At 69.2% G+C, this 13378-nt stretch carries 13 protein-coding genes; 3 read left to right on the forward strand and 10 right to left on the reverse strand.

Going from position 1 to position 13378, the window contains the following annotated elements; all coding sequences use genetic code 11:
* Positions 1–40: 40 nt before the first annotated feature.
* Positions 41–748, reverse strand: coding sequence for a lysophospholipid acyltransferase family protein (locus OG905_RS34670; protein ID WP_328680579.1), 708 nt, complete (start codon positions 746–748; stop codon positions 41–43).
* 292 nt (positions 749–1040) lie between these two features.
* On the opposite strand from OG905_RS34670, the gene OG905_RS34675 reads away from it, so the two are divergent.
* Positions 1041–1583: an ATP-binding protein gene (locus tag OG905_RS34675; protein ID WP_328680581.1), complete on the forward strand. Its 543-nt coding sequence runs from the start codon at positions 1041–1043 to the stop codon at positions 1581–1583.
* Between the two features lie 294 nt (positions 1584–1877).
* On the opposite strand, the gene OG905_RS34680 is transcribed toward OG905_RS34675, so the two are convergent.
* From OG905_RS34680 to OG905_RS34700, 5 genes are all read right to left on the reverse strand, one after another.
* Positions 1878–2036 carry a hypothetical protein gene (locus tag OG905_RS34680; RefSeq protein ID WP_328680583.1) on the reverse strand — a complete coding sequence of 53 codons (159 nt, stop codon included), beginning with the start codon at positions 2034–2036 and terminating at the stop codon, positions 1878–1880.
* A 74-nt stretch (positions 2037–2110) separates the two neighbouring features.
* On the reverse strand, positions 2111–3064 hold the full coding sequence (locus OG905_RS34685) for a cytochrome c oxidase assembly protein (protein WP_328680585.1): 954 nt from the start codon (positions 3062–3064) through the stop codon (positions 2111–2113).
* A gap of 97 nt (positions 3065–3161) precedes the next feature.
* On the reverse strand, positions 3162–4187 hold the full coding sequence (locus OG905_RS34690) for a 6-phosphofructokinase (protein WP_328680587.1): 1026 nt from the start codon (positions 4185–4187) through the stop codon (positions 3162–3164).
* Positions 4188–4350: 163 nt separating this feature from the next.
* Positions 4351–5079, reverse strand: a complete 729-nt coding sequence (locus OG905_RS34695) for a type 1 glutamine amidotransferase (RefSeq protein ID WP_328680590.1) — start codon at positions 5077–5079, stop codon at positions 4351–4353.
* A gap of 29 nt (positions 5080–5108) precedes the next feature.
* Positions 5109–6347 carry a Mur ligase family protein gene (locus tag OG905_RS34700; RefSeq protein WP_328680592.1) on the reverse strand — a complete coding sequence of 413 codons (1239 nt, stop codon included), beginning with the start codon at positions 6345–6347 and terminating at the stop codon, positions 5109–5111.
* A gap of 115 nt (positions 6348–6462) precedes the next feature.
* Here OG905_RS34700 and def point away from each other — a divergent pair, with 115 nt between their 5' ends.
* Positions 6463–6999, forward strand: a complete 537-nt coding sequence (gene def, locus OG905_RS34705; RefSeq protein ID WP_328680595.1) for a peptide deformylase — start codon at positions 6463–6465, stop codon at positions 6997–6999.
* Positions 7000–7161: 162 nt separating this feature from the next.
* Here the strand turns inward: def and OG905_RS34710 are convergent, their stop codons facing one another.
* Positions 7162–7821, reverse strand: a complete 660-nt coding sequence (locus OG905_RS34710; protein ID WP_328680598.1) for a TetR family transcriptional regulator — start codon at positions 7819–7821, stop codon at positions 7162–7164.
* Between the two features lie 185 nt (positions 7822–8006).
* Here OG905_RS34710 and OG905_RS34715 point away from each other — a divergent pair, with 185 nt between their 5' ends.
* On the forward strand, positions 8007–9233 hold the full coding sequence (locus OG905_RS34715) for an acyl-CoA dehydrogenase family protein (RefSeq protein WP_328680600.1): 1227 nt from the start codon (positions 8007–8009) through the stop codon (positions 9231–9233).
* A gap of 186 nt (positions 9234–9419) precedes the next feature.
* On the opposite strand, the gene OG905_RS34720 is transcribed toward OG905_RS34715, so the two are convergent.
* Genes OG905_RS34720 through OG905_RS34730 form a run of 3 tightly spaced genes read right to left on the reverse strand, consistent with a single transcriptional unit; the run spans position 9420 to position 13367 of the window.
* Positions 9420–9908, reverse strand: coding sequence for a glutathione peroxidase (locus OG905_RS34720; protein WP_328680602.1), 489 nt, complete (start codon positions 9906–9908; stop codon positions 9420–9422).
* A 31-nt stretch (positions 9909–9939) separates the two neighbouring features.
* On the reverse strand, positions 9940–10815 hold the full coding sequence (locus OG905_RS34725) for an acyl-CoA thioesterase (protein WP_328680604.1): 876 nt from the start codon (positions 10813–10815) through the stop codon (positions 9940–9942).
* 38 nt (positions 10816–10853) lie between these two features.
* Positions 10854–13367, reverse strand: coding sequence for a DEAD/DEAH box helicase (locus tag OG905_RS34730; RefSeq protein ID WP_328680606.1), 2514 nt, complete (start codon positions 13365–13367; stop codon positions 10854–10856).
* Between the last annotated feature and the right edge of the window lie 11 nt (positions 13368–13378).

Raw genomic sequence — 13378 nt, forward strand, 5'->3', positions numbered from 1 at the left:
ACACCGGGCCCAGAGCGGTTCGCCGAGCGCGGATCCGCTGTCAGCTTCTTCGTCGCGGGAACTTCTTCGCCGACTCCAGCTCCGCCTTGACGTCGGCGGCATAGCGGTCCACGTACTCCTGGCCGGACAGTTCGAGGATCGCGTACATGATCTCGTCGGTGACCGCGCGGATGGCCGCCTTCTCGTTCTCCATGCCCGCGTACCGGGAGAACTCCAGCGGCTCCCCGAACCGCACGGTGACCCGCTTGATCTTCGGCAGGACCTGCCCGGGCGGCTGGATCTCGAAGGTGCCCACCATGGCGCACGGCACCACCGGCACCCCGGCCCGCAGCGCCATAACAGCGACGCCGACCTTGCCCTTGTAGAGCCTGCCGTCGTGCGAACGCGTGCCCTCGGGGTAGATCCCCAGCAGCTCGCCCTTGCTCAGCACCCCGAGCCCCTCACGGATCGCCGCCTGGCCCGCATCCTTGCCCGAGCGGTCGACCGGGATCTGCCCGGCGCTGTGGAAGAAGGCGGCGGTCAGCCGGCCCTTCAGACCCGGCCCGGTGAAGTACTCCGCCTTCGCGAGGAAGGTGATGCGCCGCTTGATGATCGCGGGCATCAGGAAGTGGTCCGAGAACGACAGGTGATTGCCCGCGACGATGGCCGCGCCCTCTGCGGGGATGTGCTCGAGTCCCTCGATCCTGGGCCGGAACAGCAACCGCAACAGCGGCCCCAGAATGACGTATTTGAGCACGTAATAGAACAATTGAGGGTGCTCCTCACTTGGTCCGGATCGGCTTCACGGCTGCGTTGTGCCAGGTCATCGGGCACGCCGGGGGGTCAGTCTAGGTGCAGGTCTTACCGGGCGTAAGCGTCTGGGGTCGGAATGGTGATGACTGGACGCCCACCGCCGCCGCTTGCTCCGGTCGGGCGATGTGTTGCGGTCTCGGCCACCCGAGGTCAATCTTGTTGGTGACCCAGAAGCGACACTTGCTCACTCTTCGCACTCGGGGTCCCTAGTCGAAGAGCTGACCAGGTCGCGGTGAGGAGTAACGGTCATGCATGTCACGGCCGCCTGCCGCTACACCTTGGAAGTGCAGGCATCGACAGAACGGATTCCCCAGATCCGGCGCATTCTCGCAGCGCATCTTCGGTACTGGAGTCTCGAAGACCACATCGCACCGGTATGCCGCGCGGTCGACGAACTCGTCGGCAACGTCGTCCACCATGTGAAGGGCGACAAGACGTGCGTGGTGGAGCTGCGCTGGACGGGCAGACATCTGATCGCATCCGTCGCGGACAAGGACCGCAGGATGCCGCGGGTGACCAGTTCCTCCCCCACGAAGGGCGGACTGGCTACCGTCGCCGTGCTCAGCGACAGCTGGGGCACGTGCGGCACCGCCACCGGCAAGGTGATCTGGTTCAGCCGGCGCGTCAAGGAAGTCCAGCGTGTCCTTCGTACCGCGCCGGTCTCGATGCCGCCCGTCCGCGAGTTCAAGCCGCTGCCGAGGAGCCTGGCGTTCCCCGAGGACGAGGTGTCCGCGGTGCCGGCGAAGGTCCGCGAGCCGGACCGCGCCGTCGCGCCCGCCGGGGTCGGATGACGGCAGGGGCCACGCGCGGGAGCCGTACGGGCGATTCGCACCGCCCGTACGTGCTGTCCGCCCGCGCGGCCCCTTGCCCGCGACGGCAGCGATGGGGGGCCGGGCCTCTGGACCGAGTCGAACTCCTTGGTGCACGGATGCGTACCGCCGGCAGCCCGGCGGGGCACACCCATATCCCGTCGCCGCCTGCGAGGCACTCACCGAGGCGCGAGGAGATCTGGACAGGCAACTCGACGCGGCGACCGGGGACGGACGTCTTCCGCTTCTGAGCGGCTCCGTCCCCGGTGCGCCGGGTCAGGTGCCGCGCGAAGCGATCACTCCGATCGTCACCAGGCCGAGCACCACCCAGCCGAACCAGAGCCAGCCATTGCTGCCGAGTGCCGCCGTGTACGCCGTCACGACCACCAGGGTCCCGACGGTGAGCACTCCCATCGCCTTCGTGGATCCGGACATGCGCGCCCTCCTCCGACGGCCGCGGCCGTCGACCTCATGGTCACCCGTGAGGTGGGCCTCGCGCTACTGCCCGGTTACTGTCCGCGTGCCTGGAGCGAGGCGAGATACGCGTTGTACGCCGCGAGATCCTTGTCGCCGTCCCGGTCTGCGGCCCGGTCCATGCGCTTGGCCTGCCGCTGTTCGGAGCCGTACCACTGGAAGACCAGCGCGATCAGCACCAGCACGGACGGGATCTCGCTGAAGGCCCAGGCGATACCGCCGGCCGCGTTCTGGTCGGTGAGCGCGTCGATGCCGAGCGAGGCCGGCGGATTCCTGTACGCGCTGATCATCGGCTCGGTCGCCATCATCAGGGCGATGCCGAAGAAGGCGTGGAACGGCATCCCCGCGAAGAGCTCCAGCATCCGGATCACATAGCCCGGCCGGTGCGGCCCGGGGTCGATACCCATGATCGGCCAGAAGAAGACGAGGCCCACCGCGAGGAAATGCACCATCATCGCCACATGCCCGGTCTTGGACTCCATCAGGAAGTCGAAGAGGGGGCTGAAGTAGAGCCCGTACAGGCTCGCGATGAACAGCGGGATCGTGAAGGCCGGGTGCGTGACGATCCGCATGTAGCGGCTGTGCAGCAGGGCCAGCAGCAGTTCGCGGGGCCCTTTGCTGCCGCGACGGCTCGCGACCGGCAGCGCGCGCAGCGCCAGCGTCACCGGAGCCCCGAGCAGCAGCACGATGGGGGAGAGCATGCTGATCACCATGTGCTGCACCATGTGCACGCTGAACATGACCATGCCGTAGTCATTGAGCTTGGTGCACATCACCAGGGCCACGCTCAGCACGCCGACCGTGAAGCAGACGGTCCGGCCGACCGGCCAGCTGTCCCCGCGCCCGCGCAGCCGCAGCACGCCCCAGCCGTACAGGCCGAGTGCCAGCAGACAGCCGACGAGAAAGAACGGGTCCGGTGAGAACTCGAGCCCCCGCCCCAGCGTGAACGGCGGCAGATCCATCGTCATGCCGTGCCCGCTGTGATCCATCCGCTCGCTCCCGATTCGCGCTTGTTGTCCGGACCAGACTAGAACCGCCCCCGGCCGCTGCTGCGGCCGGGGGCGGTTCCAGTCGTACGCTCCTGCGTCACAGCACGCACTCGGCCTCGGCGTAACGCTCGGCCGGGACGGTCTTCAGCGTCTCCACGGCCTCGGCCAGCGGCACCATCGTGATGTCCGTGCCGCGCAGCGCCGTCATCATGCCGAACTCACCGCGGTGCGCGGCCTCCACGGCGTGCCAGCCGAAGCGGGTGGCGAGGACACGGTCGTACGCGGTCGGGGTACCGCCGCGCTGGACATGGCCGAGGATCACCGCACGGGCCTCCTTGCCGAGCCGCTGCTCCAGCTCGACAGCGAGCTGCTGGGCCACGCCTGCGAAGCGCTCGTGCCCGTAGACGTCCTTGCCGCCCTCGTTGAACTTCATCGAGCCCTCGCGCGGCTTGGCGCCCTCCGCCACCACGACGATCGCGAACTTCTTGCCCGCCGAGAAGCGCTCGCCGACCCGCTTGGTCAGCTCTTCGATGTCGAAGGGACGCTCGGGCACCACGATGGCGTGCGCGCCCGCGGCCATGCCGGAGTGGAGTGCGATCCAGCCGGTGTGGCGGCCCATGACCTCCACGATCAGCACCCGCTGGTGCGACTCGGCCGTGGTCTTCAGCCGGTCGAGGGCCTCGGTGGCGACGCCGACGGCGGTGTCGAAGCCGAAGGTGACATCGGTCGACGCGATGTCGTTGTCGATCGTCTTCGGGACGCCCACGATCGGCAGCCCGCCCTCGGAGAGGAGGTTGGCGGCCTTGAGGGTGCCTTCGCCGCCGATCGGGATGATCGCGTCGAGACCGAGCTCGGCGACATGGCCCTTGGCCCGCTCCACACCGTCGCGCAGATGCGCGGGCTGGACGCGGGAGGAGCCGAGAATCGTGCCGCCGCGGGCGAGAATGCCGCCGACCGCGTCAAGGTCGAGCTTTCGGTAGTCGCACTCCAGGAGGCCTTTCCAGCCGTCGTGGAAGCCGATGACCTCGTCGCCGTGGTCGACGACGGCGCGGTGCACGACGGAACGGATGACGGCATTCAGACCGGGGCAGTCGCCGCCGGAGGTGAGCACACCAATGCGCATAGCCCGAAATACCTTTACAACGTGGGCAGAGTCCCGGACCACGTCGTCCGGTCGGATCCCCGCCACCCTACCGGCGCTGGGTGACGGGTCCGAACCGGTTGTCCGACAGATGGACGTCAGCTTTCTGTCAGGCGGGCTGACGGGTGCGCTGCAGGGCGAGCTGTCAGGCGGGCTGCGTCGCGGACGCGATGCGCTCGGCGCGCAGCGACTCGTACCACCGGTCGTCCGTCGGCGGCAGCGCGTTCACATCGAGGGCCAGCTTGAGCAGCAGATCCGCGATCTGCGGATTGCGGGCCATCACGGGGCCGTGCATGTACGTGCCGAACACGGTCTCGTTGTACGCGCCCTCGGTGCCGTCGCCGGTGCCGTTGCCGCGGCCCAGGATGGTGCGGGCGAACGGGCGGGCCGTCGGGCCGAGGTGCGTGATGCCCTGGTGGTTCTCGAAGCCGGTCAGCTGCGGCAGGCCCAACTGCGGGTCGATGTCGGCCAGTACGTCACCGACGCACCGGTCGCCCTCGCCGCGCGTGGAGATCACATCGATGAGGCCAAGGCCCCCCTCGCGCTCGCCGAGGTCGTTGATGAACTCGTGGCCCAGGATCTGGTAGCCCGCGCAGACCGAGAAGATGATCGCGCCGTTGGACGCGGCCCGGCTCAGCCCGCCGTCGCGGCGCAGCCGCTCGGCCGCGAGCCGCTGCGGCCGGTCCTCGCCGCCGCCGATCAGATAGATGTCGCCGGAGGTGGGGACCGGCTGGTCGCTGCGTACGTCGATGCGCATCACATCCAGGCCGCGCTGCCGGGCCCGGCGCTCGACGACCAGCGCGTTGCCCTGGTCGCCGTAGGTGCTGAGCAGGTCCGGGTAGACCCAGACCAGACGCAGGCTGTTGTCGCTCATGCTCATAAGTCCTTTTCGGGGTCCGCGGGTCAGTTGCCGACGCGGCGGCGCACGTCCTGGAAGGCGGTGTAGTTGGCGATCAGCTCGATCCGCCCGGGCGGGGAGAGCTGCACCGCCTCGTCGACGCTCTCGCACACCCGGAAGTCCAGGCCCGCGACTTCGAGCCGTACGGCCAGGTCCAGTCGGCGGTCGCCGATCACGAGGATCGGGTGACCGGCGAGCCGGGTGTAGTCGACGTCCCAGAGCCAGGAGGTGTCCGTGCCGTCGGCGCCGCGCGCGTTGACCGAGAGGATGACCGGGGTCGGCGGCGGGTCGATCAGGGAGAAGGTTTCGAGCCAGCCGGCCGGGTTCTTCGCCAGCAGCAGACGCAGATCGCGGCCGAGGAAGGAGACGACGTCATAGCGTCCCGCGACGGCCTGCACGGAGTACATGCGCTCCAGGGCGACCTGCGGCGGCACGCCGAAGCAGGCCGCGACCGCGGCCGAGGTGGCGGCGTTCGCCTTGTTCGCGCGGCCGGGCAGCTGGAGGTGGATCGGCCAGGCCGAGCCGTGCGGGTCGAGGACATGGTCGCCGCTGAGCACCCAGCTGGGGGCGGGACGCCGGAAGCCGCACTCGCCGCAGAACCAGTCGTCGCCCGGGCGCTGCATCACACCGCCGCAGGACGGGCACGACCAGGCGTCGTCCTTCCACTCCTGGCCGGCGGCCACCCACACGACGTTGGGCGAGGAGGAGGCGGCCCACACGATCAGCGGGTCGTCGGCGTTGGCGATGACCATGGCTTTCGTACCGGCCAGACCCTCGCGCCACTTCTCGGCGAGCATCCGGGTCTCGGCCGCGCGGTCCAGCTGGTCGCGGGACAGATTGAGCAGCGCGATCGCCTTGGGCGTCACATCACGGGCCACGCCCGCGAGGTACTTCTCGTCGACCTCGATCACACCGAACTTGGCGTCGGAGCCACCGGCCAGCGCCGAGGTGATGCCCGCGGGCATATTGGCACCGAGCGCGTTGGAGACGACCGGTCCGCTCGCCCGCAGGGCCTCGGCGATCAGCCGGGTCGTCGTGGTCTTGCCGTTGGTCGCCGACACGAGGACGACGTCCAGGTGCTGCGCCAGCCGCCCCAGCAGATCGGGGTCGAGCTTGAGCGCGACCCGGCCGCCGATCACCGAGCCGCTGCCGCGTCCGGCGGCGCGGGACACCGCCGCAGCGGCCTTGCCTGCCGTCACGGCCAGCTTGGCGCGCGGCGTCAGGGGCTCCGAGTTGCCTGACATCGTCCTTGATCCTCCTTGCATCGGTCCGGCCCAGCCTATCGAGGTCCGGCCAGGCGCCCGTACGGCGGCACCGCCGGAGAACGCGGAGGTCATCGAGGACCGTACCCTTACGGCCATGCGAAACCGGCCCATCCCCGGCAGTTCTGGACTCGTGAAGGCCATGAGCCTGCTCGGGGATCCGCTGCTGCATGCCCCCTGTGAGCCCGTCACCGACTTCTCGCCCGCGCTGAGGCAGCTGGTCGAGGACATGTTCGCGACGATGTACGCGGCGCAGGGCGTGGGCCTCGCCGCGAACCAGGTGGGCGTCCCGCTACGGGTGTTCGTCTACGACTGCCCCGACGACGAGGACGTCCGCCATCTCGGACACATCGTCAACCCGCGTCTGGTGGAGGCGGACGGGGTCACCGTGCGCGGACCGGAGGGCTGTCTCTCGCTGCCCGGCCTCGAAGCCGGGACGGAGCGCTTCGACCACGCGGTGGTGGAGGGCGTGACGGTGGACGGGGAGCCGGTGCGGGTGGCGGGCACCGGGTTCTTCGCGCGGTGCCTGCAGCACGAGTGCGACCACTTGGAGGGGCTGGTCTACACGGACCGGCTGACGGGGTGGCGCCGGGCGAGGGTGCTGCGGGCGGCGCGGCGGGCGAAGTGGGGGTAGGCGTTGCCGCTGCGCGGGGCCTTTTCCCACCCCGCCCCTTCCCACTGTGACATTGTGCGGCTCCGCCGCGTGGGGGCTCCGCCCCGAACCCCGTATGCGACCTTCGGCCGCATGTCCTCAAACGCCGGACGGGCTGAACTTCAGCCCGCCGCAGGCGCCCCGTCAGAACCCCGGGCTCCCCGCGCGGTCCGCCGCCGCGGCCAGCCGGCCCCAGAGCAGGTCCGCCAGGCAGCGCACCAACTCCGCGCGGGAGCAGGGGCGTTCACCCAGCCACCAGTCCCCGGCCGCGTACATCATGCCGACGATGCCGTGCCCCCACACCCGGGCCAGCTGTTCGCTGCCCGGACCGAGGTCGACCCGGTCGTGGATGACCTTCGCCAGCTCCTCGCCGAGCCGGCGCAGCAGCGGTGCCGAGTGACGGCCGACGTCGAAGGCCCCTTCCGAGCCCGCGTCCGCGGGCTGTTGGTCCTCGGACGGATGCATAAGGAAGCGGTAGACCTGCGGGCGGGCCTCGATCGCCGCGAGATACGTGTCGAGCGTGGCCTCGACCCGCTCGCGCCGGTCGGCCGGGGCGTCGACAGCGGCCCGCAGCGCGTCGAGCAGCGCGTCGGTGTGGCGCTTGGCGAGGGCCCGGTACAGGCCGCCCTTGTCGCCGAAGTGCCGGTACAGGATGGGCTTGGTGATGCCCGCTTCCGCGGCTATGGCGTTCATCGACGCCTGTGGCCCGTCCCGGAGCACCACCCGGTCGGCCGCCTCCAGCAGCTCCCGGCGCCGCTGGTCGGCAGTCCGCTGCTGGCCCGCCGCCTGCTGTGTGGTCTCCATAGGTGTTTCTCCCCGCCCGAGCGATTGCGCGACGCCTGGGATTGCGTGGCGCCTGCGCAACGTAACACCATGCCTGACCGTCCAGTGGATCGGCCCGTCGCCGGTTGACAGGGGCTACTTGCCGGTAACAGACTCTGGTTACCGCAAGTAACACAAAGAGCGTCACCGCAGTGCTGGAGGGGAACATGGCCGAGTTCACGTTCGAGCTCAACGACGACCAGAAGCAGGTCCGCGATTGGCTGAACGGCTTCGCCAAGGACGTGATGCGCCCGGCCGCCGCGGAATGGGACGAGCGTGAGGAGACCCCCTGGCCGGTGATCCAGGAGGCGGCCAAGGTCGGAATCTACTCCCTCGACTTCTACGCCCAGCAGTTCTTCGACCCCTCCGGCCTCGGCATCCCGGTGGCGATGGAGGAGCTCTTCTGGGGTGACGCGGGCATCGGTCTGTCCATCGTCGGCACCGGACTCGCGGCCGTCGGTGTCCTCGCCAACGGCACCGAGGAGCAGATCGGTACCTGGATCCCGCAGATGTACGGCGACGTCGACGATCTGAAGCTGGCGGCCTTCTGCTCCTCCGAGCCCGACGCGGGCTCCGACGTGGGGTCCATGCGTACCCGCGCCGTCTACGACGAGGCCAAGGACGAATGGGTGCTCAACGGCACCAAGACGTGGGCCACCAACGGCGGCATCGCCAACGTCCATGTCGTCGTCGCCGTCGTCGACCCGGAGATCGGTTCCAAGGGCCACGCCTCCTTCATCGTCCCGCCGCACACACCCGGCCTCTCGCAGGGCCAGAAGTTCAAGAAGCACGGCATCCGCGCCTCCCACACCGCGGAGGTGGTCCTGGAGGACGTCCGCGTCCCCGGCCACTGCCTGCTCGGCGGCAAGGAGAAGCTGGACGAGCGTCTGGCCCGGGCGCGCGAGAGCGTGAAGAAGGGCGGCGAGCGCGTGAAGAACGCGGCGATGGCCACCTTCGAGGCGTCCCGCCCGGCGGTCGGCGCGATGGCGGTCGGGACCGCCCGTGCCGCGTACGAGGTCGCGCTCGACTACGCCATGACCCGCAGCCAGTTCGGCCGCCCGATCATCGACAACCAGGGCATCGCCTTCCAACTGGCCGACATGCGCACCCAGATCGACGCTGCACGGCTGCTGGTGTGGCGCGCCTCGTGGATGGCGGCGGCGGGCAAGCCCTTCGAGTCGGCCGAGGGCTCGATGTCGAAGCTGTTCGCCTCCGAGACCGCGAAGAAGGTCACGGCCCAGGCCATCCAGATCCTCGGCGGCAACGGCTTCACCCGCGAATACCCGGTGGAGCGTATGCACCGCGACGCCGCGATCTACACGATCTTCGAGGGCACCAGCGAGATCCAGCGCCTGGTGATCGCCCGCACCCTGTCGGGCATGCCGATCCGCTAGGCCCTGTCCGGTCGATCAGGCCGGATCAGGGAGCGGGTCTGGCGATGGGGGCACCTCCCGTGCCCGAAGGGCTACGGGGGAGTGCCGTGCCAGGGCACGCGAGCCCGGCAGGATCGACCGGACAGGGCCTAGGTCATCAACAAGCGCCGGACGCACTCGACCGAGCCCGTCCGGCGCTTGGCGGTGTTACGCGGCGAGCAGCGCCTCGATCGCGGCTATGACCGCCGGGTCCTCCGGCTCCGTGCGCGGGCGGATGCGGGACACGACCTGGCCGTCCTTGCCGATCAGGAACTTCTCGAAGTTCCACTGGACGTCCCCGGCCTCGCCCTCCGCGTCCGCGACCTTCGTCAGCTCCGCGTAGAGCGGGTGCCGGTCGGCCCCGTTCACATCCGTCTTCTCCAGCATGGGGAAGGTCACGCCGTACGTCGCCGAGCAGAAGGACTCGATCTCCTCCGCGCTGCCCGGCTCCTGGCCCGCGAACTGGTTGCACGGCACGCCGACGACGCTGAAGCCCTGCTCGCCGTACTGCTTCTGCAGCCGCTCCAGACCGGCGTACTGCGGGGTCAGACCGCACTTGGAAGCCACGTTCACCAGCAGGACGGCCTTGCCCTCGTAGTCGGCCAGGGACGTCGGCTCGCCGTTGAGCGTGCGCAGCGGGATGTCGTACAGGGTCATGGAAATCTCCTCATGGGCAGGCAATCGACGTTCATTGTGAACCCCACGGACGGAAGAGACCTTCCTGCACGACCGAAACCAGCAGATTGCCCGCCAGGTCGTAGATACGGCCGCGCGCCAGCCCGCGGCCGCCCGTGGCGATCGGCGACTCCTGGTCGTAGAGGAACCACTCGTCCGCGCGGAAGGGCCGGTGGAACCACATCGCGTGGTCGAGCGAGGCCATGTCGAAGCCCCGTCTGCCCCACAGCGGCTCCACCGGGATACGGACCGCGTCCAGCAGCGTCATGTCGCTCGCGTAGGTGAGCGCGCACGTGTGCACCAGCGGGTCGTCGCCCAGCGGGCCGACCGCGCGCATCCACACCGCGCTGCGCGGGTCCGCCTCCTTGAGCTCCTCCGGCGTCCAGCGCAGCCGGTCGACATAGCGGATGTCGAAGGGCTGGCGCCGCTCCATCCGCTCCAGCGCCTCGGGCAGCGCACCCAGGTGCTCACGGATCTCCGTGGCGACCGTCGGGAGCGTCTCGGGGTCCGGGAACTCCAGCCGCGGCGGCAGCTGGTGCTCGATGCTGCCCGTCTCCGGCCGGTGGAAGGAGGCGGTCAGATTGAAGATCGTCTTGCCCTCCTGGATCGCGGTGACCCGGCGGGTGGTGAACGAGCGGCCGTCCCTGACCCGTTCGACCTGATAGACGATCGGCACGCCGGGGATGCCCGGCCGCAGGAAGTACGCGTGCAGCGAGTGGACCGGCCGCTCGCCGTCGGTGGTGCGGCCGGCCGCGACCAGCGCCTGGCCCGCCACCTGCCCGCCGAAGACCCGTTGCAGGGATTCGTTCGGGCTGAGTCCGCGGAAGATGTTGACCTCGATCTGCTCCAGGTCGAGCAGATCGACCAGGCGCTCGGCCGGGTTCGTCATCGAGTGTTCTCCTGTGTTCCCAGTGGTCGGGGCCGGTGTCAGAGCTGCCCGACGGACGTGACGCGCACGACGGCCCGGCCTTCTTCGTCGGAGGCCGCCAGATCGACCTCGGCGCTGATACCCCAGTCATGGTCGCCGTTCGGGTCGGCGAAGATCTGCCGGACGCGCCACAGCCCGTGCTCGGCGTCCTCCTCGATCAGCAGCAGCTTGGGCCCGCGGGCGTCGGGCCCGGTGCCCAGCTCCTCGTACTCGTCCCAGTACGCGTCCATCGCCTCGCCCCAGGCGTCCTCGTCCCAGCCCGACTCGGCGTCCAGCTCCCCGAGGTCGTCGACCCTGTCGAGCGCGGCGAGCTCCACCCGCCGGAACATCGCGTTGCGCACCAGCACCCGGAAGGCGCGTGCGTTCGCGGTGACCGGCTTGACCTGGTCGGCCTTCTCCTGGGCCTGCTCGGCGGTCTCGATCTCCGGGTTGGCGAGCTGCTCCCACTCGTCGAGCAGACTGGAGTCGACCTGCCGCACCATCTCGCCGAGCCAGGCGATCAGGTCTTCGAGGTCCTCGGTCTTGAGGTCGTCGGGGATGGTGTGATCGAGCGCCTTGTACGCGCTCGCGAGGTAGCGCAGCACGATGCCCTCGGTGCGCGCCAGCTCGTACCAGGAGGTGAACTCCGTGAAGGTCAGGGCCCGTTCGTACATGTCACGGATGACGGACTTCGGCGAGACCGGGTGGTCACCGACCCACGGGTGCGACTTCTTGTAGACGTTGTACGCGTGCCAGAGCAGCTCTTCCAGCGGCTTGGGGTACGAGATGTCCTGGAGCCGCTCCATGCGCTCCTCGTACTCGATGCCGTCCGCCTTCATCTGGCCCACCGCCTCACCGCGCGCCTTGTTCTGCATGGCGGCGAGGATCTGGCGGGGGTCGTCGAGCGTCGACTCGACGACGGAGACCATGTCCAGGGCGTAGGACGGGGACTCCGGGTCGAGCAGGTCGAAGGCGGCCAGTGCGAAGGTCGACAGCGGCTGGTTCAGCGCGAAGTCCTGCTGGAGGTCGACGGTGAGCCGGATGGTGCGGCCCTCGGCGTCGGGCTTGTCCAACTGCTCCACCACTCCGCCGTCGAGCAGCGAGCGGTAGATGGCGATCGCCCTACGGATGTGGCGCAGCTGCGCCTTGCGCGGTTCGTGATTGTCCTCGAGCAGGTGGCGCATCGCCTTGAAGGCGTCTCCGGGCCGGGCGATCACCGAGAGCAGCATGATGTTGGTGACCCGGAAGCGGGAGGTCAGCGGCTCGGGCTCGGAGGCGATCAGCTTCTCGAACGTGGTGTCCGACCAGGCGACAAAGCCCTCGGGGGCCTTCTTCCTGACCACCTTGCGGCGCTTCTTGGGATCGTCGCCGGCCTTCGCGAGCGCCTTTTCGTTCTCGATGACGTGCTCGGGGGCCTGGGCGACCACGAAGCCGGCGGTGTCGAAGCCCGCCCGCCCGGCGCGCCCGGCGATCTGATGGAACTCGCGGGCGCGAAGGGTCCGTACCCGACTGCCGTCGTACTTGGTGAGCGCGGTGAACAGCACTGTGCGGATAGGGACGTTGACGCCGACCCCAAGCGTGTCGGTACCGCAGATGACCTTCAACAGGCCTGCCTGCGCGAGCTTTTCGACCAGACGCCGGTACTTGGGCAGCATGCCCGCGTGGTGCACACCGATGCCATGGCGTACGTAACGGGACAGGTTCTGCCCGAACTTGGTGGTGAAGCGGAAACTGCCGATCAGATCGGCGATCTTGTCCTTCTCCTCGCGCGTGCACATGTTGATGCTCATCAGCGACTGCGCCCGCTCGACCGCCTGGGCCTGCGTGAAGTGCACGATGTAGACCGGCGACTGCCGGGTTTCGAGCAGCTCGGTCAGCGTCTCCGTGATGGGCGTCGTGACGTACTCGTACGAGAGCGGCACGGGCCGGGTCGCGGACCGCACGACAGCGGTCTCGCGGCCGGTGCGGCGGGTCAGATCCTTCTCGAACATGGAGACGTCGCCGAGGGTCGCCGACATCAGGACGAACTGCGCCTGCGGCAGCTCCAGAAGCGGGATCTGCCAGGCCCAGCCGCGGTCCGGCTCGGCGTAGAAGTGGAACTCGTCCATCACGACCTGGCCGATGTCGGCGTTCTTGCCGTCGCGCAGGGCGATGGAGGCCAGCACCTCGGCAGTGCAGCAGATGACGGGGGCGTCCGCGTTGACGGACGCGTCGCCCGTCAGCATCCCGACGTTCTCCGTGCCGAAGAGCTTGCACAGGTCGAAGAACTTCTCGGAGACCAGCGCCTTGATCGGCGCGGTGTAGAAGGTCACCTGGTCATGGGCGAGAGCGGCGAAGTGCGCGCCCGCCGCAACAAGGCTCTTTCCGGAGCCGGTGGGGGTCGAAAGGATCACATTCGCCCCGGAAACCACCTCGATCAGCGCCTCCTCCTGAGCCGGATAGAGCGTGATGCCCTGGCCTTCGGCCCATGAGGAGAAGGCTTCGAAGAGGACATCGGGGTCGGCATCCGGCGGCAGCTGATCGATAAGGGTCACGCCCCCATCTT

The sequence above is a fragment of the Streptomyces sp. NBC_00322 genome, from assembly GCF_036147535.1.
Classification (GTDB): Bacteria; Actinomycetota; Actinomycetes; order Streptomycetales; family Streptomycetaceae; genus Streptomyces.

What these genes read in the sequence shown, in the direction of transcription:
- OG905_RS34690 (WP_328680587.1), bottom strand. Translation starts at nt 4,187, where the DNA reads ATGCGCATTGGTGTGCTCACCTCCGGCGGCGACTGCCCCGGTCTGAAT.
- OG905_RS34685 (WP_328680585.1), bottom strand. Translation starts at nt 3,064, where the DNA reads ATGGATCACAGCGGGCACGGCATGACGATGGATCTGCCGCCGTTCACG.
- OG905_RS34725 (WP_328680604.1), bottom strand. Translation starts at nt 10,815, where the DNA reads ATGACGAACCCGGCCGAGCGCCTGGTCGATCTGCTCGACCTGGAGCAG.
- OG905_RS34695 (WP_328680590.1), bottom strand. Translation starts at nt 5,079, where the DNA reads ATGAGCGACAACAGCCTGCGTCTGGTCTGGGTCTACCCGGACCTGCTC.
- OG905_RS34680 (WP_328680583.1), bottom strand. Translation starts at nt 2,036, where the DNA reads ATGTCCGGATCCACGAAGGCGATGGGAGTGCTCACCGTCGGGACCCTG.
- OG905_RS34675 (WP_328680581.1), top strand. Translation starts at nt 1,041, where the DNA reads ATGCATGTCACGGCCGCCTGCCGCTACACCTTGGAAGTGCAGGCATCG.
- OG905_RS34715 (WP_328680600.1), top strand. Translation starts at nt 8,007, where the DNA reads ATGGCCGAGTTCACGTTCGAGCTCAACGACGACCAGAAGCAGGTCCGC.
- def (WP_328680595.1), top strand. Translation starts at nt 6,463, where the DNA reads ATGCGAAACCGGCCCATCCCCGGCAGTTCTGGACTCGTGAAGGCCATG.
- OG905_RS34700 (WP_328680592.1), bottom strand. Translation starts at nt 6,347, where the DNA reads ATGTCAGGCAACTCGGAGCCCCTGACGCCGCGCGCCAAGCTGGCCGTG.
- OG905_RS34720 (WP_328680602.1), bottom strand. Translation starts at nt 9,908, where the DNA reads ATGACCCTGTACGACATCCCGCTGCGCACGCTCAACGGCGAGCCGACG.
- OG905_RS34710 (WP_328680598.1), bottom strand. Translation starts at nt 7,821, where the DNA reads ATGGAGACCACACAGCAGGCGGCGGGCCAGCAGCGGACTGCCGACCAG.